Below are 20,107 nucleotides of genomic sequence, written 5' to 3' on the forward strand. Positions count from 1 at the left end.
CCGACGACAACAGGAAAGGAAGCCCTCCATGACGGTCAAGAAACTCGTTCTCGCTGCCCTCGGCGCGACATTTCTGGTCGGCGCCGCCGCTCCCGCGAGTTTCGCCGCCCCCGGCCGGCCGGAGCGCCATGGTCCCGGTCCGGATCGCGGCATGATGGAAGACGTGATGTTCGTGCGACTTCTGAAGGAGGCCGACACCAACAGGGACGGCAAGATCTCCAAGGACGAGCTGATGGCATGGGGCGACAAGCTGTTTGCCGAGATCGACACCAACAAGGACGGCGTGCTGACGCCGGGCGAACTGCGCAAGTTCCAGGAGGCCCGTATGGACGCCTGGCGCGAGAAGCACCGTGCCGAGCACGAAGGCCGCGGCCATGGTCCCCATGGCCCCGATATGGCAAATGGCGACACCCCTCCTGCTCCACCGCCGGGTGATGCTCCGCGCGGCCCGGACGGCAAGGATGGCCCCGGGGAAATGGCTGACAAGGATGGTCCGCGGCATGGTCCCCGCGACGAGATGCGCCACGGCAAGCGTCACGCCATGGAGCGCGGGATGATGCCCATGATGGCGCTGGTGCGCATGATCGATACCGATGAGAACGGCCAGATCAGCAAGGCGGAAGCAACCGAAGCCCTCAACAAGCTGTTCGATCGCATGGATCGCAACAAGGATGGTTTGATCACCGTCGACGACCTGCCGGACCGCCCCCTGTAAGGTCCGCCGCCGACGTATGGCCCGCCCCTTTCGCTCGGGGGCGGGCCTCTTCGTTTCAGGGTCAGCCGGCCTTCAGTTCGTAGAAATCGGCGATCACGCGCCAGGCCTCTTCAGCCGTTTCCACGAAACTGATGAGATCCATGTCTTCCGGCGCAATGGTGCCGAACTCCGCCAGCGCCTCGAAATTGATGATCTTGCGCCAGAAGGCTTCTGCAAACAGGATCAGCGGAATGCGCTCCATGCGCCGCGTCTGGATCAGCGTCAGCGCCTCGAACAGCTCGTCCAGCGTGCCGAAGCCGCCGGGAAACACCGCAATTGCCCGCGCCCGCATCAGGAAATGCATCTTGCGGATGGCAAAGTAGTGAAAGTTGAAGCTGAGCGCCGGCGTCACATACTGGTTGGGCGCCTGCTCGTGCGGCAGCAGGATGTTGAGGCCCATGCTTGGCGCCCCCGCCTCTGCCGCGCCACGATTGCCGGCTTCCATGACGCCCGGCCCGCCGCCGGTGACGACCACGAATTCCTGATGCGCATGGCGCGCGGATTCGCCGGCACAGAGCACGGCGAACTTGCGCGCCTCCTCGTAATAGACAGAGGCCTCCTCCAGGCTCTTGCGCTGCGTCTCGTTGCGCGCCGCCCAGGGTTCCGCGCCGGGCGCGGGAATGCGCGCGCCGCCGAACAGCACAACGGTGGACTTGATGCCCATCTCCGTCAGGATCATCTCGGGCTTCAGCAGTTCGAGTTGCAGACGCACCGGCCGCAGTTCGTCGCGACACAGGAAGTCTTCGTCCGCATAGGCGAGCCGATAGGAGGGCGACACCGATTGCGGTGTTTTCGGAATGGCGCGCGCCCTGAGCTTGTCGACCGAGCTGTCCTTCAGCGGATCGAACACGCCGCCCTTGCGCCTCAGCCTGTCGCTCTTGCCCGCTGCCATGGGTCTATCCTCCATATTCTAGCCTTCAAACCCTTGTCTAACGCGCAATCGATTACGAATCCGTAGGTTCCCGCCAAATTGTCATCGCCCGGTGCAGCCTCCTGGCCGGACGGGGCAAGACGCCGGAACGCCAAACCACGTTGACGCCCGAGAGGCGGTCGCTTAGATCAATCCTCAAGACTTTGCCAGCCGGCAGAAAGCGTCCCCTCATCACGTTCCGTTTGACAGCCAAGGACTTCCGATGACCAGCCCCGCGAACCAGGACTTCGCCACCCTCGAAGCAACGATCGAAAACGCCTTCGACAATCGCGACAGCGTGACCATCAGCACGAAGGGCGAAATCCGCGATGCGGTGGATGAGGCTCTGACCCTTCTCGACAACGGCACGCTGCGTGTTGCCTCCCGCGGCGAGGACGGCAGCTGGACCGTTCGCCAGTGGCTGAAGAAGGCCGTTCTTCTGTCCTTCCGTCTCAACGATATGGAGGTCGTCAAGGGCGGCCCCGGCGCCTCCACATGGTGGGACAAGGTGCCCTCCAAGTTCGAAGGCTGGGGCGAGAACCAGTTCCGCGCCGCCGGCTTCCGTGCCGTCCCGAATGCCGTCGTGCGCCGCTCGGCCTATGTCTCCAAGGGCGTCGTGCTGATGCCCTCCTTCGTCAATCTCGGCGCCTATGTCGGCGAGAATACCATGGTCGACACCTGGGCGACCGTCGGCTCCTGCGCCCAGATCGGCGCCAACGTGCACCTCTCGGGTGGCGTGGGCATCGGCGGCGTTCTGGAACCGCTCCAGGCCGGCCCGACGATCATCGAGGACAACTGCTTCATCGGCGCGCGTTCCGAAGTGGTCGAAGGCTGCATCATCCGCGAAGGTTCGGTGCTCGGCATGGGCGTCTACATCGGCAAGTCGACCAAGATCGTCGACCGCGCCACGGGCGAGGTGATGTATGGCGAAGTACCGCCCTATTCCGTCGTCGTCGCCGGCTCCATGCCGTCAGCCAATGCCACGATGGGCAACGGCCAGCCTGCACCGCATCTCTATTGCGCTGTCATCGTCAAGCGTGTGGATGAGAAGACCCGCTCGAAGACCGGCATCAACGAACTGCTGCGCGACTGAGCAAGGGCCTGATCCCGATGTCCGTCACGAACGCGGCCGACAATCTGGCCACCCTGATCCGTTGCCCCTCCGTCACCCCGGCGGAAGGCGGGGCGCTTGTCGCGCTTGAGGCGATGCTGGCGCCGCTCGGTTTTGCCGTCGAGCGCGTCACCGCCAGCGAGGCGGGGACGCCGGACATCGAAAACCTCTATGCCCGCCTCGGCAGCGACGGCCCGCATCTGATGTTTGCCGGGCATACCGATGTTGTGCCGGTGGGAGACGAGGCGGCCTGGACGCATCCGCCCTTTGCGGCGGAGATTGCCGGCGGAGAGATGTTCGGCCGCGGCGCCGTGGACATGAAGGGCGGCATTGCCTGCTTCGTGGCGGCACTTGCCCGCTACGTGGAAAAGCACGGGGCGCCGAAGGGCTCGGTCTCCTTCCTCATCACCGGCGACGAGGAAGGCCCGGCGATCAACGGCACCGTCAAGCTGCTGGAATGGGCGGCGGAGAGGGGCGAGCGCTGGGATGCCTGTCTCGTCGGCGAGCCGACCAATCCCGACCATCTGGGTGATATGATCAAGATCGGCCGCCGCGGCTCGATCTCCGGCTTCGTCACCGTGCATGGCGTGCAGGGCCATGCAGCCTATCCGCATCTGGCCGACAATCCGTTGCGGGCCGTCGCCACCATGGCAACCGCGCTGATGCATCCCCCGCTCGACACCGGCACCGAGAACTTTCCGCCGACCAATCTGGAAGTGACCACCATCGATACCGGCAACCGCGCGACGAATGTCATTCCCGCGCGCGCGCGTTTCGATTTCAACGTGCGCTTCAATGACCTCTGGACCGCCGAGAGCCTGCAGGACGAGCTGGTGCGCCGGCTGGATGCGGCAGCCGCCGACCAGACGCTACGCCCCGGCCGCGCGCCGATCCGCTACGAGATCACCTGGTCGGAACGGCCGAGCCATGTGTTCCTGACGCGCAACGATGCGCTGATTTCGTCCTTGTCGGGCGCCGTCGAGGCCGTGACCGGCAAGGTGCCGGCGCTCTCCACCACCGGCGGCACATCGGATGCCCGCTTCATCAAGGATTACTGCCCCGTGGTGGAATTCGGGCTGGTGGGCCAGACCATGCACATGGTGGACGAACGGGTGGCGCTGGCGGATCTGGAGACGCTCACCACCATCTACGAGACCTTCATCGAGCGCTGGTTCCAGCATGCGGCCAGCTGAGGAGATCCGCCATCACCTCGGCGGGCTCGTTCTGCTGGCCCGCGGCGATGCGCGCGGCCTCTCCCATTTCGACATTTCGGACGAAGGCGTGATCCGCTCGTTCAGGGCCATTCTCTATTGCCTGCCGGCGCTGCTGCTTTCCGCCATCCTGTGGCGCATCGGCTTCCTGCAGGTGGTGCCCGATGGCGGCCGCGGACATCTCGTCTTTGTCTATCAGGTTCTCGCGGTCAATTTGGCCTGCTGGGGCATGGCGTTGCTGTCGGTGGCCCTGGCCTCTCTCCTGCTCGGCCTTCGGCCGCTGGCACGCCCGCTGATCGTCATGGTGAACTGGGGCGGCGTCGCCGTGGTGCATGGCGGCTATCTGCTGCTTCTGCCGCTGCTGCTGCTGATCGGTGGCGGCACGGTCTGGCTCTGGCTTGCCCGCCTCGCCGTGCTGGCGCTCGCCGTCACCCTGCTGCTGTCGATGCTCTGGCCCATTGCCCACACCGTCATCGGCGGGCCGCGGTGGCGGCGGAGCCTTATTGTGTCGGTCGTCGTGCTTCTGCCGCTCTGGATAGCGCAGACCCTTGAAACTTCGATGGGACTGCATATTCCCTATGGCTGAAACACATGTCCCTCCCGGAGCCTCGTCGCTTGCCCTCCTTCACTGAAGTCAAACTCTATCTTTTCGGCCTGTGGCTGCTGATCAAGGGCAACCGTGCGGGCTTCCAGTATCTCGATCTCTCCGACCGCGGCATGATGCGTTCCTTCTGGGCGATTGCCTGGTGCGCGCCGGCCATTGCTTTCTCCTGGGTGTGGTGGCGCTTCGCCTATATGCAGGGGCTGCCGCCCAGCCAGTCGCTGGGAGCCATATTCTTCCTGCGCATGGCGATGCTGGAGGCGGCGAACTGGATCCTGCCGCTGGTGCTCGCCGGCATTCTGGCACTGTTGCTCGGCATCGGCCGCTTCTTTCCGGCGATCGTGCTGGTCACCAACTGGCTATCGCTGCCGTTTTCCTACCTTTACGGCGTGCTGAGCCTTGTGCTGGTGGCGCTCCCGGGGCTGACAGGTCTTGTCGCTCTCATCTGGCTTGCCGCCATTGTCGCGCTGATCGTGGCGATGTCGCGCATCTTCCGGATGGTGTTCGGCGATCAGCGCCTGATGATCGCGACGATCACCATGGTGCTGATCGTGCCCTCACTCCTCATCTCCGATGCGCTGGAGCGCTTCCTGGACGTCTATCCGGGCTAAGCCCTCGGCATCCGGATAATCCACCTGCATGAAATAGAGCCCTTCCGGCGGCGCGACCGGACCGCAGGCGGCGCGATCCCGCGCCTCCAGCGCGTCCTGCACATCCTGCGGCGTCATCCTGCCCTCCCCCGCCAGCTTCAGCGTGCCGGCAAAGGAACGGATCTGGTTGTGCAGAAAACTCTGCGCGGTGGCGCGGATCTCGATGAGATCGCCGTGGCGGGTCACATCCAGCCGATCCAGCGTGCGCACGGGGCTTTTCGCCTGGCAATGGGCGGAGCGGAAGGTGGTGAAATCGTGATGGCCGACGAGCCTCTGGGCGGCCGCGTGCATGGCCTCGTGATCCAGTTCCTTCGCCACCCACCAGGCACGCTTAGCGTCGATGGCAAGCGGCGATTTGCGCGAGATGATGCGATAGAGATAATGCCGCCGGAGCGCCGTAAAGCGGGCGTCGAAGACATCAGGCACGGCCTCGACGGAAATGATCGACACTTTCTCGCCGGCAAGCGCCAGATGCGCGTTCAGCGCGTTGCGCAGCTTGTAAGGCGCCCAGTCGCGGGACAGATCCGCATGCACCACCTGGCCGAGCGCATGCACGCCGGAATCAGTGCGCCCGGCCGCGCGGATGCTGACCGTCTCCCGCGTCAGGGACAGGATAGCCCCCTCGATCGCGGACTGCACCGAATGACCATTCTCCTGCCGCTGCCAACCGACATAGGGCGTGCCGTCATATTCGACGGTCATCTTGAAACGCGGCATCAGGCGAGCCTCGTGCCCGATGCGAGCGGCGTGCCGCGCAGGAATTCCTCGGCCGCCAGCGGCTTGCCACCCGCCTTCTGCAAGCGCGTCAGCCGAACCGCCCCCTCGCCACAGGCCACCGTCAGATGCTCATCGAGGATCGTGCCGGCCGCGCCCTCTCCGTCGGCCAGCGTGCTTTCGAGCACCTTGATGCGCTCCGGCCGGCCGTTGATCTCGGCCTCGAACCAGGCGCCGGGAAAGGGCGACAGGCCACGGACATGATCATGCACCGCCTTGGCGGGCCGGGAAAAATCGATGCGCGTCTCGCCCTTGTCGATCTTGGCGGCGTAGAGCACGCCCTCCTCCGGCTGCGGCGTCAGCGGCAGCGCGCCGGCCTCCAGCCGCGCCATGGCCTCTACCATGGCCTTCGCGCCGACCGCCATCAGAGTGTCGTGCAAGGCGCCGGCCGTGGTGTCCGGCCCGATCGGAACTTCGGCGGTCAGCGCCACCGGGCCGGTATCCAGCCCCTTTTCCATCTGCATCACCATCATGCCGGTCTTCTCGTCACCTGCCATGATCGCCCGCTGGATGGGAGCGGCCCCGCGCCAGCGCGGCAGAAGCGACGCATGACCATTGTAGCAGCCGAGTCGCGTCGCCTCGAGCACCTCGACCGGCAACAGCAGGCCATAGGCCACCACCACGGCGACATCGGCGCCCAGTGCACGCACACGGGCACGCTCCTCTGCCGCCTTGAAATTCAGAGGCGTGAAGACAGGAAACCCGAGCGCCTCGGCCGCCTGATGCACCGGGGACTTCTGCAGATCGAGCCCGCGGCGCCCGCCTGGACGCGGCGGCTGGGTGTAGACCGCAACGATCTCGTGGCCAGCCTCCGCCAGTGCCTTCAGCGTCGGCACGGAAAATTCCGGTGTTCCCATGAAGATGATGCTGAGCGCCATGAAGTCCGTCCTGTTGTCGTCAGCCGACTTCAAACGGGTTTACGAGCCGAAGATCAAGCCCTTCGACGTCTTTTGTGTTGCGGGTGGCAGGGCTTGCGCCATGGCTAAGGCAAATGGCGGCGATCATGGCATCCTGCACGCCCATCGGCCGGCCGATGGCATCGCGGCGGGCGTGGATCTGGCCGGTTCTCTCTGCATCGGCAATCGTCCACTCCAGGATCCGGTTGTCGAATCTCTCTTCGATCAGTCGTCCGAGAACCCGATGATAGCGATCCGATCCAGACTGCCGCAAAATGCGATCCGCCCCGTAGATCTGCTCCATGATTACCACGCTGCAGAGGTAAAGGGACCCGAAATCACTCGCCTCAAACCAGCGAAGGACATTGGCATTCATCCTCGGCCGGGAGAACTCCGAGACGATATTGGTGTCGAGCACGATCACTCGAGGTCTTCGGGTGGCCTGCCGAACTCCGCTTTCGCTCCGCTTCCACCTCATCCATGATTCCGGAAAATTCCTCATCGAGGGCGCCTTCCTCGACGAAGATCGAGCGGATCGCATCGAAGGCCGTCTGTGCAGGAGGGTCGGCGTCAGGCTCTGTCAGTTGCAGACCTTTCCGCAGCAGGTCTTCTGCCTCTTCGCACGAGGTGCGCCCAGCTCGGCTCGCCCGCGCCGCGATCTGGTGTGCGAGTTTTTCATCCAGATTTCTGATCAACAGGTCGCCCAAGGGCCACCCTCCCTGATGTCAATCTCATCATAGGAAGACGGCGGCCGGGCTTCAAGCAGTCAGATGGCCTTGGGTTTCGACTTGGCGGCCTTGGTGAAGCGCTTGATCACCATCTCGCGCTTCAGGCGGGAAATATGGTCGATGAACAATACGCCGTTCAGGTGGTCGATCTCGTGCTGCAGGCAGGTGGCCAGAAGCCCGTCGGCCTCCAGCAGGTGCTCCTTGCCGTCGCGGCCGACGTGGCGCACGGTGACTGCCGCCGGGCGCTCCACCTCGGCATAGTATTCCGGAATCGACAGGCAGCCTTCCTCGTAGACCGAACGCTCGTCGGAGGACGCAACGATCTCCGGGTTGATGATCACCAGCGGCTGCTTCTCCTCGCCCTCGCGCGAGACGTCCACCACCAGGATGCGACGCGGCACGCCGATCTGGATGCCGGCAAGGCCTATGCCCGGGGCGTCATACATGGTTTCCAGCATGTCGTCGGCCAGTTGCAGCACGTCGGCATTGACCTGCTCGATCGGCTGGGACACCTGACGCAGAAGGGGATCGGGAAGAATGATAAGAGGCTTGATCGTCATGCGCCTCCCATACTCCATCTTTTCCGAGGAGGAAACTGGCCGAAAGGCGGGTTTTGCGTGGCAAAACGCATTTGTTCCCGTTTTGATCTTTCGTCCTCACCCAAACTCCGCTACCGTTTGACGATGCAGAACGACAGCCTTCGCCTCTTCGACCAGATCCTCGCCCTCCTTGCCGGCCCGGGCGGCCTGTTTCTCCTTGGCGGCCTTGCCATCGGGCTTGTGCTGTCGCTGCTTTTGCGGCGCGGCGGACAGGCAGACAAGGCCGGGCTGGACCTTCGTCTGGCGGAACTGATGCAGGCCCAGATGGAAATGCAGGGCCGCGTCGCGGCGATGACGGATGCGCTCGGCAGCCGGCAGGCGGAACTCAACCGCGCCATCAACCAGCGCCTCGACGGCATGTCGCATCGGCTGGGTTCCACGATTGCCGAACAGACGCGCACCACACACGACAACCTGCGCCGGCTGCAGGAGCGGCTTGCCGTCATCGACGCCGCCCAGAGCAATATCCAGACGCTCGCCCGCGACGTCGTCGGGCTGCAGGCGATCCTCTCCAACAAGCAGACGCGCGGCGCCTTCGGCCAGGGCCGCATGGAGGCGATCATAGCGGATGCCCTTCCACAAGGGGCCTACAGTTTCCAGGCGACACTTTCCAACGGCTTGCGACCGGATTGCCTCGTACCCATGCCGAACGGGGCGCCGCCGCTCGTCATCGATGCCAAGTTTCCGCTGGAAGCCTGGCATGCCTTTCGCGAGGCCACCCAGCCGGAGGCGCGCAAGGCCGCCGGCCAGCAATTCCGCCGGGATCTCGAAACCCATATCCGCGACGTCTCGGAAAAATACCTGATCGCCGGCGAAACGCAGGAGACGGCCTTCCTCTTCGTGCCATCCGAATCCATCTTCGCGGAGATCCACGAGCATTTCGAGGGCGTGGTGCAGAAGGCGCAGCGTGCCCGCATCGTCATCGTCTCCCCCTCGCTGCTGATGCTGTCGATCCAGGTCATCCAGGCTGTGCTGAAGGATCAGCGCATGCGCGAACAGGCGCATCTGATCCAGGGCGAAGTGGCGTTGCTGATGGAGGATCTGCTGCGGCTGGACGAGCGCACCCGCAAGCTGCAGGCACATTTCCAGGCCGCGACGCGCGATGTGGAGCAGATCCTCACCTCATCCGACAAGCTGACCCGCCGCGGCGCCCGTATCGGCGCGCTCGAACTGGAACAGCCGGTGGCAAAACCGTCCGCACCGTCCGAGCCCCCGGTGGAGCGTGCCGTCGAAAGCCGGACGGGACTTCTGAAGCTGAGGGTGGTTGACGAGGATTGACCCGCTCGGGCAGTGTCCGCCGCACAGGAAACACCAGCACGCAGGGCTTCACACCTCATGATCACTGTCTTCGGTTCCGTCAACATGGACCTCATCGCCACCACGGCGCGCCTGCCGCAGCCGGGAGAAACGGTGGCAGGCGACAGCTTCTCCACCGCCGCCGGCGGCAAGGGCGCCAACCAGGCGCTGGCGGCCCAGCGCGCCGGAAGCCCCGTGCGCATGGTGGCCGCCGTCGGCAATGACGGCTTCGCCACACCGGCACTCGCCCTGCTGGACGCCGCCGGCGCCGATCTGTCCGCCGTGCGCCGCGTCAGCGAACCCACCGGCACGGCGCTGATTCTGGTCGGCGGCGATGGCGAGAACATGATCGCCGTCGTGCCAGGCGCCAACGGCATCTTCCTGCCGGAAGACGGCACGGCCGCCGTCTCAGGCATGGCCGATGGCGATACGCTGATGCTGCAGATGGAAGTGCCGGCCGCGGCCGTCGAAGCAGCCATGCAGGCGGCGAAGGCGCGCGGCATCCGCACCCTGTTCAACACCGCGCCGCTGACGACGGATGCCATCCGGCTGGCCGGTCTTGCCTCCATCGTGGTCGCCAACGAAACCGAATTCGAGCTGCTGATCGGCAAGCATGATCTCGACGATGCGGCGCGGCTTGCCGAAATGCAGCAGTTGCATGCGAAGACGGGCCAGACGCTGGTGGTGACGCTTGGCGGCGACGGAGTCGTGGCGCTGCATGCCGGCGAGGTACTGCGGGCCAAGGGCCTTGTCATCGAACCGGTCGATACCGTCGGCGCCGGCGACACCTTCTGCGGCTATCTCGCGGCAAGCCTCGACCAGGGGCTGGATTTTGCCACAGCGCTACGTCGGGCGGCGGTGGCAGGCTCGCTCGCCTGCCTGAAGCCAGGCGCACAGCCGGCCATTCCCACAGCTGGCGAGGTGGCGGCGCGGCTCTGAACGCTGCGGCGCCGACAGGACAAACCTGCGGAACGGTCGCTTGCGAAAACTTGCACTGGCCGTTCCGGCACACCATATTGCTCGTCATCCGGCGCATGCCACACGGGTGCGCCAGCCCATAAAGTCGCTTGCTATCAAGGACTGCGCGATGAGCCGCATCACCCCCTTCACCAGCCCTCTGCTGCTGGGTTTCGACACCATGGAAAAGACCCTCGAGCGCCTGGCCAAGGCGAATGACGGCTATCCGCCCTACAATATCGAGAGGATGCGGCCGGATGCCGCGGGCGAGCCGGAAAGGCTGCGCATCACGCTCGCGGTCGCCGGTTTTTCCGAGGACGATCTCGATGTCAGCGTCGAGGAAAATCAGCTGACGATCCGCGGCCGGCAGGTGGAAACGGGAGAGCGCGACTATCTCTACCGCGGCATTGCGGCGCGCCAGTTCCAGCGGGTTTTCGTGCTGGCGGATGGCATGCAGGTGTCCGGGGCGAAACTCTCCAACGGGCTTCTCTCGGTCGATCTCATTCGTCCCGAGCCTGAACGCATGGTGCGAAAAATTAACATTTCGGTTTCAAAGTAAGAGGCCTGGCAGAAATGCCCGTACCCCTCATACGGAGGCTGGAATGCTCCTCAAGAACGCCACCGCGCGACTGACGCAATCGGAACTTGCCCATCTCGGCTCCGGCGAGGTCGGCTACATCCGCAAGATGCGCTCCGAAGATGTCACCCGCTGCTTTCCCGAAGCGCCGCAGATCGATCCGGCACTGGATCTCTGGGCCCTGTTCGGTGCCGATGGCACGCCGATTCTGTTGACCGACAACCGCTCCAGCACCTTCTTCAAGGCCGCCGAAGACGACCTCAAGACCGTCAGCCTCCACTGACGGTCCCGCACCTGCGGCATCGGGCTTTTCGCCTGCCGCCTCAATCCCTCACAAATGTCAGATAGGCAGAGGAGCGGCCTTCACGCCGGGCCTTGGCCTCATAGCGCGTGCCGGGCCAGCTCGGGAACGGCGTCAGCCAGTCCGCCGGCTCTTCGGCCGTCCAGCGGAAGCCGCCATGGGCCGCGCAATGCTGCAGCGTCCAGTTCACATAGGTATCGATGTCGGAGGCGAAGCAGAACAGGCCGCCGGGCTTCAGCACGCGATGGAAGCGGGCGAGATTGACCTGCGAGACGAACCGCCGCTTCCAGTGCTTCTTCTTCGGCCACGGATCGGGATAGAGCAGGTCGATACGGTCGATCGAGCCCTCCGGCAGCCAGTCCAGCAGCACGGTGGCATCGTCGTCATAGACGCGGATGTTCTGGAGGGCGAGGTCTTCGACCCGGGCAAGCAGCTTCGCCATGGAATTGACGAAGGGTTCGACGCCGATGAAGCCGGTCTGCGGCTGTTCACCGGCGCGGTGCACCAGATGTTCGCCGCCGCCGAAGCCGATTTCCAGCCGGATCGCGGTAACGGGGACAGGAAATAGCGTGGCAAGGTCATCCGGCCGGGGTCCGGCCGGATCGATGCGCAGGGACGGAAGGACGGCCGACATCAGGTCCGACTGGCGGTCCCTCAACGGTTTTCCCTTGCGCCGGCCAAAGAATGCCTCGGTGGCTCGCGACCGGCGCTCGGTATCCATTTCGGTTCGTCCTTCAGTTCTTCAGGGCTTCCTTCAGCGGCTTCACGAGATCGAGCTTCTCCCAGGAGAAGGACCCGTCGCGGCCTGCCTTACGGCCGAAATGACCGTAGGAAGACGTCTTGGCATAGATCGGCTTGTTGAGATCGAGGTGACGACGGATGCCGCTCGGAGAGAGGTCCATCACCTTGCGGATCGCGGCCTCGACCTGGTCTTCGGTTACCTTGCCAGTGCCATGCAGGTCAACATAGATCGACAGCGGCTGGGCAATACCGATCGCATAGGAAATCTGGATCGTGCACTTGTCGGCAAGGCCGGCGGCCACGACGTTCTTGGCGAGATAGCGCGCGGCATAGGCGGCGGAGCGGTCCACCTTGGTGGTGTCCTTGCCGGAGAAGGCACCGCCGCCGTGCGGCGCGGCCCCGCCATAGGTGTCCACGATGATCTTGCGGCCGGTGAGGCCGGCATCGCCATCCGGGCCCCCGATCACGAACTTGCCGGTCGGGTTGATGTACCAGGCGCAGTCGTCGGCAATCTTCAGATCGGACAGTGCCTCGCGGATATAGGGCTCGACGACCTCACGCACCTTCTTCGAATCCCAGCTCTCGTCCAGGTGCTGGGTCGAGAGAACGATAGAGGCCACTTCCGATGGCTTGCCGTCGACATAGCGCACCGTCACCTGACTCTTGGCATCAGGACCGAGCTTGCCGACATCGCCCTCGCCCTTCTTGCGGGCGGCAGAGAGCAGCTGAAGAATGCGGTGCGAGTAATAGATCGGCGCCGGCATCAGTTCCGGCGTCTCGTTGCAGGCGTAACCGAACATGATGCCCTGGTCGCCGGCGCCCTCATTGCCCTGCTGGTCAGCGGCATTGTCCACGCCCTGGGCGATATGGGCCGACTGGGAATGAAGGAGCACGTCGATCTTGGCGGTCTTCCAGTGGAAGCCGTCCTGTTCGTAGCCGATGTCCTTGATGGCGCGACGGGCTGCCGTCTTGAACTTCGCGGGGTTGATCACCTCGTTGCCGTTCTTGTCGGTCTTCATCAGGCTCGGCGGCAGGCGCACTTCGCCGGCAATCACCACGCGATTGGTGGTGGCGAGCGTCTCGCAGGCAATGCGAACCGTCCACGGGTCAACGCCGGTCTTCGCCGCCTCCCGGTAAACCAGATCGACGATTTCATCGGAAATGCGATCGCACACCTTGTCAGGATGACCTTCGGCGACGGATTCGCTGGTAAACAGGTAGTTGGCGCGCATGCTGGGATTCCCCTCAAGAACAAACCGCTGTCTGTGGTAGTGAGTTCGTCGCTCAAAAACAAGGACAGAACCACATAAATATATCTTTATACGACAACGGAAGGTTTACGCCGCGCCCGAAGGTGACATTTTTGCCAAAAAAAAGCGGCCACTGGGGCCGCTTTCTCGGGGATGCCTGTCGAACGGGCTCAGTCGACGTCGGCTTCGGCGGCCAGTGCCTTGACGAGATCGACCAGCTTGCGACGAACCTTGGGGTCGGTGATCTTCACGAAGGCGCGGTTGAGCTGCAGACCTTCGGACGAGGACAGGAAATCGACGACGTAGTTCGAGCTGGACGCTTCGGCGAGACCCGGGCCGCCGGCGGACTGTTCGCCAGGCGCATCTTCGAAGAAGAAGGAGACGGGTACGTTGAGAATGCTGGAAATGTTCTGCAGGCGGCTGGCGCCAACGCGGTTGGTGCCCTTTTCATACTTCTGGATCTGCTGGAAGGTGATCCCAAGGCTTTCGCCCAGTTTTTCCTGGCTCATGCCAAGCATGGTGCGGCGAAGCCGGATACGGCTCCCGACATGAATATCGATCGGGTTCGGCTTCTTCTTGTTCTCAGTCATCGTAAACGTCCTAGGTTGATCTTCAATCCCCATAACTCGCAATACGTGTATCCATATACTTCCGCATACTTGCGTGCTGCCCAGGCACCGCATGAAAGCACAGGTTCCAACGAACGCGGTTGCACTATGCAATTTTAGGGTTTTCCGGTCAATTGAGGCGGATTTTTAAACCCATGCGCGAAACGCCTGCAATCAAGAACATAGTAATGATCAACAACCAGAAGTGCGTTTCACGCGCGTATATGTCCCACGACGGGACGACGTCACCACCCAAAGTCGAGTCGATCACGCCTTTTTGATCGAAGTCAAGGCCTTCTTTGATTTGGCCATGCCCGTCGATGACCGCCGAAACCCCGCTGTTTGCGCCGCGAATCAGTGTCAAGCCCGTCTCGACAGCCCGGAGACGGGCCTGCAGGAAGTGCTGGTATGGCCCGGGCGTCCTGCCGAACCAGGCATCATTGGTGATGTTGAGGAGAGCCGCCGCGCGACCCGCATCCGCCGTCAACTCATTGGGAAAGATCGCTTCATAGCAGATGAGCGGATAAAATGACGCACCCGACGGCAGCGTGATCAGCGCAGGGCGGGTGCCGGCAGTGAAACCGCCCGGCATGTCAACGATGTTGGAAATGCCCAGCCGGTTCCAGAAGCGTTCGAATGGTAAATATTCCCCAAACGGGGTCAGATGCACCTTGTCGGTTGCAGCAATGATCTGGCCCTGGCTGTCGATCGCATAGATTGAATTGTAGTAAAGCGGCTCCTGACCCGCCCCGCGCGCTTCCATGCGCACCACACCGGCAATCAGGATCTGGCCATCCTCCAGCACATCCGCGATGCGGGCGAGCGCGCCCGGCGTTTCCGTCAGGATGAAGGGAACCGAGGTTTCCGGCCAGATGACGATGTCCGGACGCCGGGTGCCCGGCTTCGGCGGCAGCGCGGTAAGCGCCAGATGTTCCTCGAACACGGCCCGCCGGTCGTCGCCAGTGTCCATCTTGCGGGCCTGATCGATAACCGGCTGCACCACGCGCACCGTGACGGGTGGATCCAAACGGTGAGCCGTCGGTCTTTCGCTGAGCCGATAGGCACCATAGCCGAAATGGGCGGCGATCATCAGCCCCGCCAGCGCCAGGCCGATCGGCGCCCCCTTGCGCGTGCCGATGAGGGCGGGAGCGGAAAGAACAAAGACGGCAAGCGTCGAAACGCCGAAGATGCCGATCGCAGCGGTCGACTGCATCATGATCGGCACCGGCATGACGCCGTAGCCGATGGCATTCCATGGAAAGCCCGTGAACAACAGGCCCCGCAGCCATTCGATCAGGCCGAAGCTGGCGGCAAGCGCGGCGATCCGTCCAAATCCGTCCGACCACAAGAGACCAGCCAGCCAGGTGGCAAGGCCATAATAGAGCGCCAGGAAGGCCGGCAGGCCGAGGATGGCCAGCGGCAACGCCCAGGCGAACTCATCCGCCTCCACCAGAAGTGCATTGCCGAGCCACCAGAGACCGGCCACGAAATAGCCGAAACCGAACAGCCAGCCGAGAAGGAAGGTGGAGCGCCAGCGCGCCATTCTCCCGCTTCCCGGCGCTTCCGCGCAGCCATCCATCAGCCACACGAGCAGCGTGAAGGACACGAACAGGGCGGCCAGAAAGGAAAAGGGCGGCAGCGCCAGCGCACCGATGGCTCCGGCCAGAATGGCAAGCCCTGCGCGGCGTATGCCCCACAGAAGCATCACCCGGTTCGCCAGTCTTTCCATCACCACCCCTTCACCTCGGCCCGATTCGTGTTGCCCTGGCGGCATAGCGCCCGAGCCTTTCCCGTTCCTGCCCAAACTAAGACCCGAAAATCTGTCCGATTTTCGGGTCCTGGTGAATGTCGTGCAATCCGGCCATCAGAGGGGCCGAGTGTCGTGCCCGCGAAGCGATCACTCCGGACGGGCTGCAGTCGACGCGCTGTCGGCTCCCTGCCCTTCCGCAGATGCCGGCAGGAGATCGGCCGCCTGTCCATCGCCCTCCCCCTTGATCTGGCGACGACGGACAGCGGCGGCGCGCTTGCGCATGATGCGAACGCGCTTGATGCGGCGCGGGTCTGCGTCGAGAATCTGGAACTCGAAGCCGGGAACGGCCTGCACGAGTTCACCCCGCACCGGAATGCGGCCAAGCGCCGAGAAGATCAGGCCGCCCAGCGTGTCGACATCCTCCAGACGGTCGCGAATGTCGAAATCCGGGCCGATCGCCTCGGCGATCTCCTCCAGTTCGATGCGCGCATCGGCGATGAACACATCCTCGCTGGTGCGGGAGAACATGACCTCGTCATCGTCATGCTCGTCCTCAACGTCGCCGATCACCATTTCCACGATGTCCTCGTGGCTGACAAGGCCGTCGGTGCCGCCATATTCATCGATCACAAGCGCCATCTGTGTGCGCGCCGCCTGCATGCTCTGCAACAGGTCGGACGCCAGCATCGAGGGTGGCACGAACAGGATCTTGCGGATCAGGCCGGCATCGGCCACCGTCTTCGTCAGATCGACGCGACCGAGATCGAAGGCCGGGCGCGGCGTGCGCACCACCTTTTCCTTCAGCACGGCCTCACCGTCTGCCACGGTTGCAGGCTTCGCTGCCGCCGTGCCGCGACGCTTGTTGCGGGCCTGCTTGGCGAGATAGGACAGGAGATCGCGGATGTGCACGAAGCCGCGCGGATCATCCAGCGTGTCGCAATAGACGGGCATGCGCGAGCGGCCGGTTTCCTCGAAATGGATCAGCAGGTCGCCGAGGGTCATCGTCATGTCGACCGCTTCGATATCGGCGCGCGGAACCATGATGTCCTCGACACGCACCTCGCGGAAGCGGAGGATATTGTGCAGCATGGCCCGTTCTTCAGGCGAAAAGGCATTGCTGACGGCCGTATCGGTGAGAAGGGCATCGGCGAGATCCTCGCGGAGGCGTTCTCCCTGTGAGGGCCTCAGCAGGCGGATCGCCCGTGCCCAGAAGGAATTGGACGAGCGCGCATGCGCATCCCGCCTTAACGGACTGCCACCCTCGTCAGAGGATGACTGTTCCGATGCATTGCCGTCGCGAACGGCGTTTGTCGAAATCTCGTTCATCGTTCCAGTGTCAAACCAGCGGGTCTTGTCCCGCATAGGGATCAGATAGGCCAAGCCTGGCCAAAATACGAGTCTCCAGGGCTTCCATTTTCTCGGCCTCGTCGGTTTCGATGTGATCATAACCGAAAAGATGCAGGAAGCCGTGCACCATCAGATGGGTCAGATGGTCATCGAAGGACTTCTCAAGGTCAAGCGCCTCGCGCTCCACCGTCTCGCGGGCAATCACGATATCGCCCAGCATCGGCCCCGGCGTCTTGCCGGGCGTGACCGGGAAAGCCGGGAAGGACAGGACATTGGTCGGCTTGTCCTTGCCGCGCCATTCGGCATTGATCTCGCGGATCGCCGCATCGTCGGTGAAGACCAGCGACACCTCGCACGGGTGCGGCGGGAAGGGCTGCTTCTCCTCGGTGGCGATGAAGCCGGCTGCAGCGCCGAGCACACGTTCACTGAGGGCAGAGAGCTGCTCCTCGTCTGGCCAGCGCTCGTCTTCGACGCTGATCTGTATGTCCAGTTCAGGCATGGGATCTCGAACCGCTCAGCGGTCCGCTTCCTCGCTTTCCTCATGTACGGCATATTGCGCGTCATAGGCCTGCACGATGCGGCCGACCAGCGGGTGACGCACCACGTCGGTGTCCTTGAAGCGCACGACAGAGATGCCCTCGACGCCTTTCAGCACCTGCAAAGCCTCGACCAGCCCGGACTTGACGCCGCGCGGCAGGTCCACCTGGCTTGGATCGCCGGTGATGATCATCCGGGCATTTTCGCCAAGGCGGGTGAGAAACATCTTCATCTGCATGGATGTCGTGTTCTGCGCCTCGTCCAGAATGACGGCGGCATTGGCAAGCGTGCGACCGCGCATGAAGGCAAGCGGCGCGATCTCGATGACGCCGGCGGTGATGGCCCGCTCCACCTTGTCGCCGGGAATCATGTCGTAGAGCGCGTCGTAGAGCGGCCTGAGATAGGGATCGACCTTTTCCTTCATGTCGCCCGGCAGGAAGCCGAGCCGCTCGCCCGCCTCGACGGCCGGACGCGACAGGATGATGCGATCGACCGCGCCGCGCTCCAGAAGCTGGGCGGCATGGGCGACGGCCAGATAGGTCTTGCCGGTGCCGGCGGGACCGACGCCGAACACCAGTTCCGACCGTTCCAGCGCCCGCATATAGGCATCCTGGGTGGGCGTGCGGGCCTGAATGGTCTTCTTGCGGGTGGAAATCTGCGCCATGGAGAGCTTTGCCTTCCGCTCCAGTGTCGGCAGCGTCAGCTGGTCGTCGGCGGCAACCGCCATGCGGATCGCTCCTTCCACATCGGATGTTTCCACCGAGCCGCCCTTCTGCAGGCGCTCGTAGAGAAAATCGAGGGCGCGGCGCGCCTGATTGGTGGCGAGCACGTCGCCGGAAATGCTGACGGAATTGCCCCGTGCGCGCGCATCGATATGCAGGCGTTCTTCCAGGAGCTTCAGGTTCTGGTCGAACTGTCCGAAGAGTTCGCTGGCCAGCCGGTTGTTCTCGAACGTCAAGACGAAGTGATTGGCGTCAATCGCGGCGGATCTGGGGTGGCGCGAGGGGGAAGAGACCAATTCACGACCGTTCAAGCAGGCACGCTCCTATAAGGTTGCTCGGGCCATTTAACGCTCGATCCTCTCGGCAAACAAGCTGTTCGGTCCCGTGCCAATGATTCGTACAGAGATAATGTCACCGATTTGCGATGATTTTGCATCAACATTCACAGACTGAAGCCACGGCGACCGGCCGATCAGCTGGCCGGCATTGCGGCCGGGCTTTTCGAGCAGGATATCGATGACCTTGCCGACGCATCCTTCGGCAAACTCCTGCTGCTGCTTCAGAAGCAGGGCCTGCAGCCGCTCCAGGCGCTCGGCCTTCACCTCTTCGGCGACCTGTGAACCAAGCTCCGCACCCGGCGTTCCGGGGCGCGTCGAATATTTGAAGGAGAAGGCCTGCGCGTAACGCACCCTCTCCACCAGCCGCAGCGTGTCCTCGAACTCGGCCTCGGTCTCGCCGGGGAAGCCGACGATGAAATCGCCCGACAGCGCAATATCCGGACGCACAGAACGGATACGCTCGATGAGGCGGACATATTCCTCTGCCGTGTGTCGGCGGTTCATCGCCTTCAGCACCCGGTCGGACCCGGCCTGCACCGGCAGATGCAGATAGGGCATCAGCGTGCGCAGATCGCGATGCGCCTCGATCAGGCGGTCATCCATGTCGCGCGGGTGGCTGGTCGTGTAGCGCAGGCGGGCAAGACCCGGGATCTCCGAGAGGCGATAGAGCAGATCGCCAAGCCCCCAGGCATCGCCCTTCGGCCCCTCGCCGTGCCAGGCATTGACGTTCTGGCCGAGCAGCGTGATCTCGCGCACGCCGGCATCGACCAGGCGCTGCGCCTCCTCGAGGATCTGCGCGAGCGGGCGCGACACTTCCGAGCCGCGCGTATAGGGCACCACGCAGAAGGTGCAGAACTTGTCGCAGCCCTCCTGCACCGTCAGGAAGGACGTGACGCCGCGGGAGCGGATGACCGCCTTTTCCGTCTTCGGCAGATGCTCGAACTTGTCCTCGACCGCGTAGTCCGTCTCGATGACGCGCTCGCCCCGGCGCGCCCGCTGCAGCGCCTGCGGCAGGCGATGATAGGTCTGCGGGCCGATCACCACATCGACCGCCGGCGCACGGCGAAGAATTTCCTCGCCCTCCGCCTGGGCCACGCAGCCGGCCACGCCGATCATCATCTCGCGGCCGTTGGCGGCGCGCTCCTTCTTCATCTCGCGCAGGCGGCCGAGCGCCGAATAGACCTTTTCGGCAGCCTTTTCGCGGATGTGACAGGTGTTGAGGAGAACGAGATCCGCCTCCTCCATCGCCTCGGTCGTGACATAACCCTCGCTCGCCAGCGCATCCCCCATGCGCACCGAGTCATAGACGTTCATCTGGCACCCATAGGTCTTGATGAACACTTTTCGCGTGTTGGGGTTTGTGACGGGCACAGGCGCTGCCGCCTCTGCGGTCGCCGGAAGGGGGATGATCTGGTCGCTCATGGCGGGTTCTTTACTGCAAGACGCCCG

General features: G+C 63.7%; 23 protein-coding genes. 9 read left to right on the forward strand and 14 right to left on the reverse strand.

The window, feature by feature from the left end; translation table 11 throughout:
• Positions 1–28: 28 nt before the first annotated feature.
• Positions 29–715 carry an EF-hand domain-containing protein gene (locus FNA46_RS02570; RefSeq protein ID WP_142880778.1) on the forward strand — a complete coding sequence of 229 codons (687 nt, stop codon included), beginning with the start codon at positions 29–31 and terminating at the stop codon, positions 713–715.
• Between the two features lie 61 nt (positions 716–776).
• Here the strand turns inward: FNA46_RS02570 and FNA46_RS02575 are convergent, their stop codons facing one another.
• Positions 777–1,646 (reverse strand): LOG family protein, encoded by an 870-nt coding sequence (locus tag FNA46_RS02575; RefSeq protein WP_142880779.1) that lies wholly within the window; start codon positions 1,644–1,646, stop codon positions 777–779.
• Positions 1,647–1,887: 241 nt separating this feature from the next.
• Between FNA46_RS02575 and dapD the strand changes: the two genes are divergently transcribed.
• Genes dapD through FNA46_RS02595 form a run of 4 tightly spaced genes read left to right on the forward strand, consistent with a single transcriptional unit; the run spans position 1,888 to position 5,198 of the window.
• The gene (gene dapD / locus FNA46_RS02580) at positions 1,888–2,757 is read left to right on the forward strand and encodes a 2,3,4,5-tetrahydropyridine-2,6-dicarboxylate N-succinyltransferase (RefSeq protein ID WP_142880780.1); all 870 of its coding nucleotides are present in this window, start codon (positions 1,888–1,890) and stop codon (positions 2,755–2,757) included.
• A 17-nt stretch (positions 2,758–2,774) separates the two neighbouring features.
• Positions 2,775–3,968 (forward strand): succinyl-diaminopimelate desuccinylase, encoded by a 1,194-nt coding sequence (dapE, locus tag FNA46_RS02585; RefSeq protein WP_142880781.1) that lies wholly within the window; start codon positions 2,775–2,777, stop codon positions 3,966–3,968.
• Positions 3,955–4,572 (forward strand): hypothetical protein, encoded by a 618-nt coding sequence (locus tag FNA46_RS02590; protein ID WP_142880782.1) that lies wholly within the window; start codon positions 3,955–3,957, stop codon positions 4,570–4,572. The genes dapE and FNA46_RS02590 overlap by 14 nt, the downstream gene beginning before the upstream one ends.
• Before the next feature lie 29 nt (positions 4,573–4,601).
• Entirely contained in the window at positions 4,602–5,198 is a 597-nt protein-coding gene (locus FNA46_RS02595; protein WP_142880783.1) for a hypothetical protein, read from the forward strand.
• On the opposite strand, the gene truA is transcribed toward FNA46_RS02595, so the two are convergent.
• From truA to def, 5 genes are read right to left on the reverse strand one after another with little or no spacing between them, the layout of a single operon-like run.
• On the reverse strand, positions 5,145–5,954 hold the full coding sequence (truA, locus tag FNA46_RS02600; RefSeq protein WP_142880784.1) for a tRNA pseudouridine(38-40) synthase TruA: 810 nt from the start codon (positions 5,952–5,954) through the stop codon (positions 5,145–5,147). The genes FNA46_RS02595 and truA overlap by 54 nt on opposite strands.
• A complete protein-coding gene (gene fmt / locus FNA46_RS02605; RefSeq protein WP_142880785.1) occupies positions 5,954–6,889 on the reverse strand; it encodes a methionyl-tRNA formyltransferase in 936 nt (311 codons plus the stop codon). Before fmt ends, truA begins: the two co-directional genes overlap by 1 nt.
• Before the next feature lie 19 nt (positions 6,890–6,908).
• Positions 6,909–7,331, reverse strand: a complete 423-nt coding sequence (locus tag FNA46_RS02610) for a type II toxin-antitoxin system VapC family toxin (RefSeq protein WP_185969701.1) — start codon at positions 7,329–7,331, stop codon at positions 6,909–6,911.
• A complete protein-coding gene (locus FNA46_RS25905) occupies positions 7,255–7,614 on the reverse strand; it encodes a plasmid stabilization protein (protein ID WP_185969702.1) in 360 nt (119 codons plus the stop codon). Before FNA46_RS25905 ends, FNA46_RS02610 begins: the two co-directional genes overlap by 77 nt.
• Before the next feature lie 59 nt (positions 7,615–7,673).
• Positions 7,674–8,195: a peptide deformylase gene (gene def, locus FNA46_RS02615; protein ID WP_210245850.1), complete on the reverse strand. Its 522-nt coding sequence runs from the start codon at positions 8,193–8,195 to the stop codon at positions 7,674–7,676.
• A gap of 117 nt (positions 8,196–8,312) precedes the next feature.
• On the opposite strand from def, the gene FNA46_RS02620 reads away from it, so the two are divergent.
• The 4 genes from FNA46_RS02620 (at position 8,313) to FNA46_RS02635 (ending at position 11,347) form a co-directional block, all read left to right on the forward strand.
• Positions 8,313–9,512, forward strand: a complete 1,200-nt coding sequence (locus FNA46_RS02620) for a DNA recombination protein RmuC (RefSeq protein WP_142880815.1) — start codon at positions 8,313–8,315, stop codon at positions 9,510–9,512.
• Between the two features lie 57 nt (positions 9,513–9,569).
• Entirely contained in the window at positions 9,570–10,469 is a 900-nt protein-coding gene (locus FNA46_RS02625; protein ID WP_142880787.1) for a ribokinase, read from the forward strand.
• 148 nt (positions 10,470–10,617) lie between these two features.
• Positions 10,618–11,046 carry an Hsp20 family protein gene (locus tag FNA46_RS02630; RefSeq protein WP_142880788.1) on the forward strand — a complete coding sequence of 143 codons (429 nt, stop codon included), beginning with the start codon at positions 10,618–10,620 and terminating at the stop codon, positions 11,044–11,046.
• A gap of 43 nt (positions 11,047–11,089) precedes the next feature.
• Positions 11,090–11,347, forward strand: a complete 258-nt coding sequence (locus FNA46_RS02635) for a BQ00720 family protein (RefSeq protein WP_142880789.1) — start codon at positions 11,090–11,092, stop codon at positions 11,345–11,347.
• 40 nt (positions 11,348–11,387) lie between these two features.
• On the opposite strand, the gene trmB is transcribed toward FNA46_RS02635, so the two are convergent.
• From trmB to miaB, 8 genes are all read right to left on the reverse strand, one after another.
• On the reverse strand, positions 11,388–12,086 hold the full coding sequence (gene trmB, locus FNA46_RS02640) for a tRNA (guanosine(46)-N7)-methyltransferase TrmB (protein ID WP_142880790.1): 699 nt from the start codon (positions 12,084–12,086) through the stop codon (positions 11,388–11,390).
• Between the two features lie 13 nt (positions 12,087–12,099).
• Positions 12,100–13,338: a methionine adenosyltransferase gene (metK, locus tag FNA46_RS02645; RefSeq protein ID WP_142880791.1), complete on the reverse strand. Its 1,239-nt coding sequence runs from the start codon at positions 13,336–13,338 to the stop codon at positions 12,100–12,102.
• Between the two features lie 188 nt (positions 13,339–13,526).
• The gene (locus FNA46_RS02650; protein WP_142880792.1) at positions 13,527–13,946 is read right to left on the reverse strand and encodes a helix-turn-helix domain-containing protein; all 420 of its coding nucleotides are present in this window, start codon (positions 13,944–13,946) and stop codon (positions 13,527–13,529) included.
• A 148-nt stretch (positions 13,947–14,094) separates the two neighbouring features.
• Positions 14,095–15,693, reverse strand: coding sequence for an apolipoprotein N-acyltransferase (lnt, locus tag FNA46_RS02655; RefSeq protein WP_142880793.1), 1,599 nt, complete (start codon positions 15,691–15,693; stop codon positions 14,095–14,097).
• Between the two features lie 168 nt (positions 15,694–15,861).
• The gene (locus FNA46_RS02660) at positions 15,862–17,040 is read right to left on the reverse strand and encodes a hemolysin family protein (protein ID WP_142880794.1); all 1,179 of its coding nucleotides are present in this window, start codon (positions 17,038–17,040) and stop codon (positions 15,862–15,864) included.
• Between the two features lie 10 nt (positions 17,041–17,050).
• Positions 17,051–17,560 carry an rRNA maturation RNase YbeY gene (gene ybeY / locus FNA46_RS02665; RefSeq protein ID WP_142880795.1) on the reverse strand — a complete coding sequence of 170 codons (510 nt, stop codon included), beginning with the start codon at positions 17,558–17,560 and terminating at the stop codon, positions 17,051–17,053.
• Between the two features lie 15 nt (positions 17,561–17,575).
• Positions 17,576–18,631, reverse strand: a complete 1,056-nt coding sequence (locus tag FNA46_RS02670; protein ID WP_142880796.1) for a PhoH family protein — start codon at positions 18,629–18,631, stop codon at positions 17,576–17,578.
• 33 nt (positions 18,632–18,664) lie between these two features.
• Complete coding sequence (miaB, locus tag FNA46_RS02675) at positions 18,665–20,080, reverse strand: tRNA (N6-isopentenyl adenosine(37)-C2)-methylthiotransferase MiaB (protein ID WP_142880797.1); 1,416 nt, start codon at positions 20,078–20,080, stop codon at positions 18,665–18,667.
• Positions 20,081–20,107: the final 27 nt, after the last annotated feature.

Source organism: Affinirhizobium straminoryzae, from assembly GCF_007004135.1.
In the GTDB taxonomy this organism is placed as follows: domain Bacteria; phylum Pseudomonadota; class Alphaproteobacteria; order Rhizobiales; family Rhizobiaceae; genus Neorhizobium; species Neorhizobium straminoryzae.

Excerpts from the sequence above, each read along its gene's own strand:
- FNA46_RS02570 (WP_142880778.1), top strand. The coding sequence starts at position 29 with ATGACGGTCAAGAAACTCGTTCTCGCTGCCCTCGGCGCGACATTTCTG.
- FNA46_RS02575 (WP_142880779.1), bottom strand. The coding sequence starts at position 1,646 with ATGGCAGCGGGCAAGAGCGACAGGCTGAGGCGCAAGGGCGGCGTGTTC.
- dapD (WP_142880780.1), top strand. The coding sequence starts at position 1,888 with ATGACCAGCCCCGCGAACCAGGACTTCGCCACCCTCGAAGCAACGATC.
- dapE (WP_142880781.1), top strand. The coding sequence starts at position 2,775 with ATGTCCGTCACGAACGCGGCCGACAATCTGGCCACCCTGATCCGTTGC.
- FNA46_RS02590 (WP_142880782.1), top strand. The coding sequence starts at position 3,955 with ATGCGGCCAGCTGAGGAGATCCGCCATCACCTCGGCGGGCTCGTTCTG.
- truA (WP_142880784.1), bottom strand. The coding sequence starts at position 5,954 with ATGCCGCGTTTCAAGATGACCGTCGAATATGACGGCACGCCCTATGTC.
- fmt (WP_142880785.1), bottom strand. The coding sequence starts at position 6,889 with ATGGCGCTCAGCATCATCTTCATGGGAACACCGGAATTTTCCGTGCCG.
- def (WP_210245850.1), bottom strand. The coding sequence starts at position 8,195 with ATGACGATCAAGCCTCTTATCATTCTTCCCGATCCCCTTCTGCGTCAG.
- FNA46_RS02625 (WP_142880787.1), top strand. The coding sequence starts at position 9,570 with ATGATCACTGTCTTCGGTTCCGTCAACATGGACCTCATCGCCACCACG.
- FNA46_RS02630 (WP_142880788.1), top strand. The coding sequence starts at position 10,618 with ATGAGCCGCATCACCCCCTTCACCAGCCCTCTGCTGCTGGGTTTCGAC.
- FNA46_RS02635 (WP_142880789.1), top strand. The coding sequence starts at position 11,090 with ATGCTCCTCAAGAACGCCACCGCGCGACTGACGCAATCGGAACTTGCC.
- trmB (WP_142880790.1), bottom strand. The coding sequence starts at position 12,086 with ATGGATACCGAGCGCCGGTCGCGAGCCACCGAGGCATTCTTTGGCCGG.
- metK (WP_142880791.1), bottom strand. The coding sequence starts at position 13,338 with ATGCGCGCCAACTACCTGTTTACCAGCGAATCCGTCGCCGAAGGTCAT.
- FNA46_RS02650 (WP_142880792.1), bottom strand. The coding sequence starts at position 13,946 with ATGACTGAGAACAAGAAGAAGCCGAACCCGATCGATATTCATGTCGGG.
- lnt (WP_142880793.1), bottom strand. The coding sequence starts at position 15,693 with ATGGAAAGACTGGCGAACCGGGTGATGCTTCTGTGGGGCATACGCCGC.
- FNA46_RS02660 (WP_142880794.1), bottom strand. The coding sequence starts at position 17,040 with ATGAACGAGATTTCGACAAACGCCGTTCGCGACGGCAATGCATCGGAA.
- ybeY (WP_142880795.1), bottom strand. The coding sequence starts at position 17,560 with ATGCCTGAACTGGACATACAGATCAGCGTCGAAGACGAGCGCTGGCCA.
- miaB (WP_142880797.1), bottom strand. The coding sequence starts at position 20,080 with ATGAGCGACCAGATCATCCCCCTTCCGGCGACCGCAGAGGCGGCAGCG.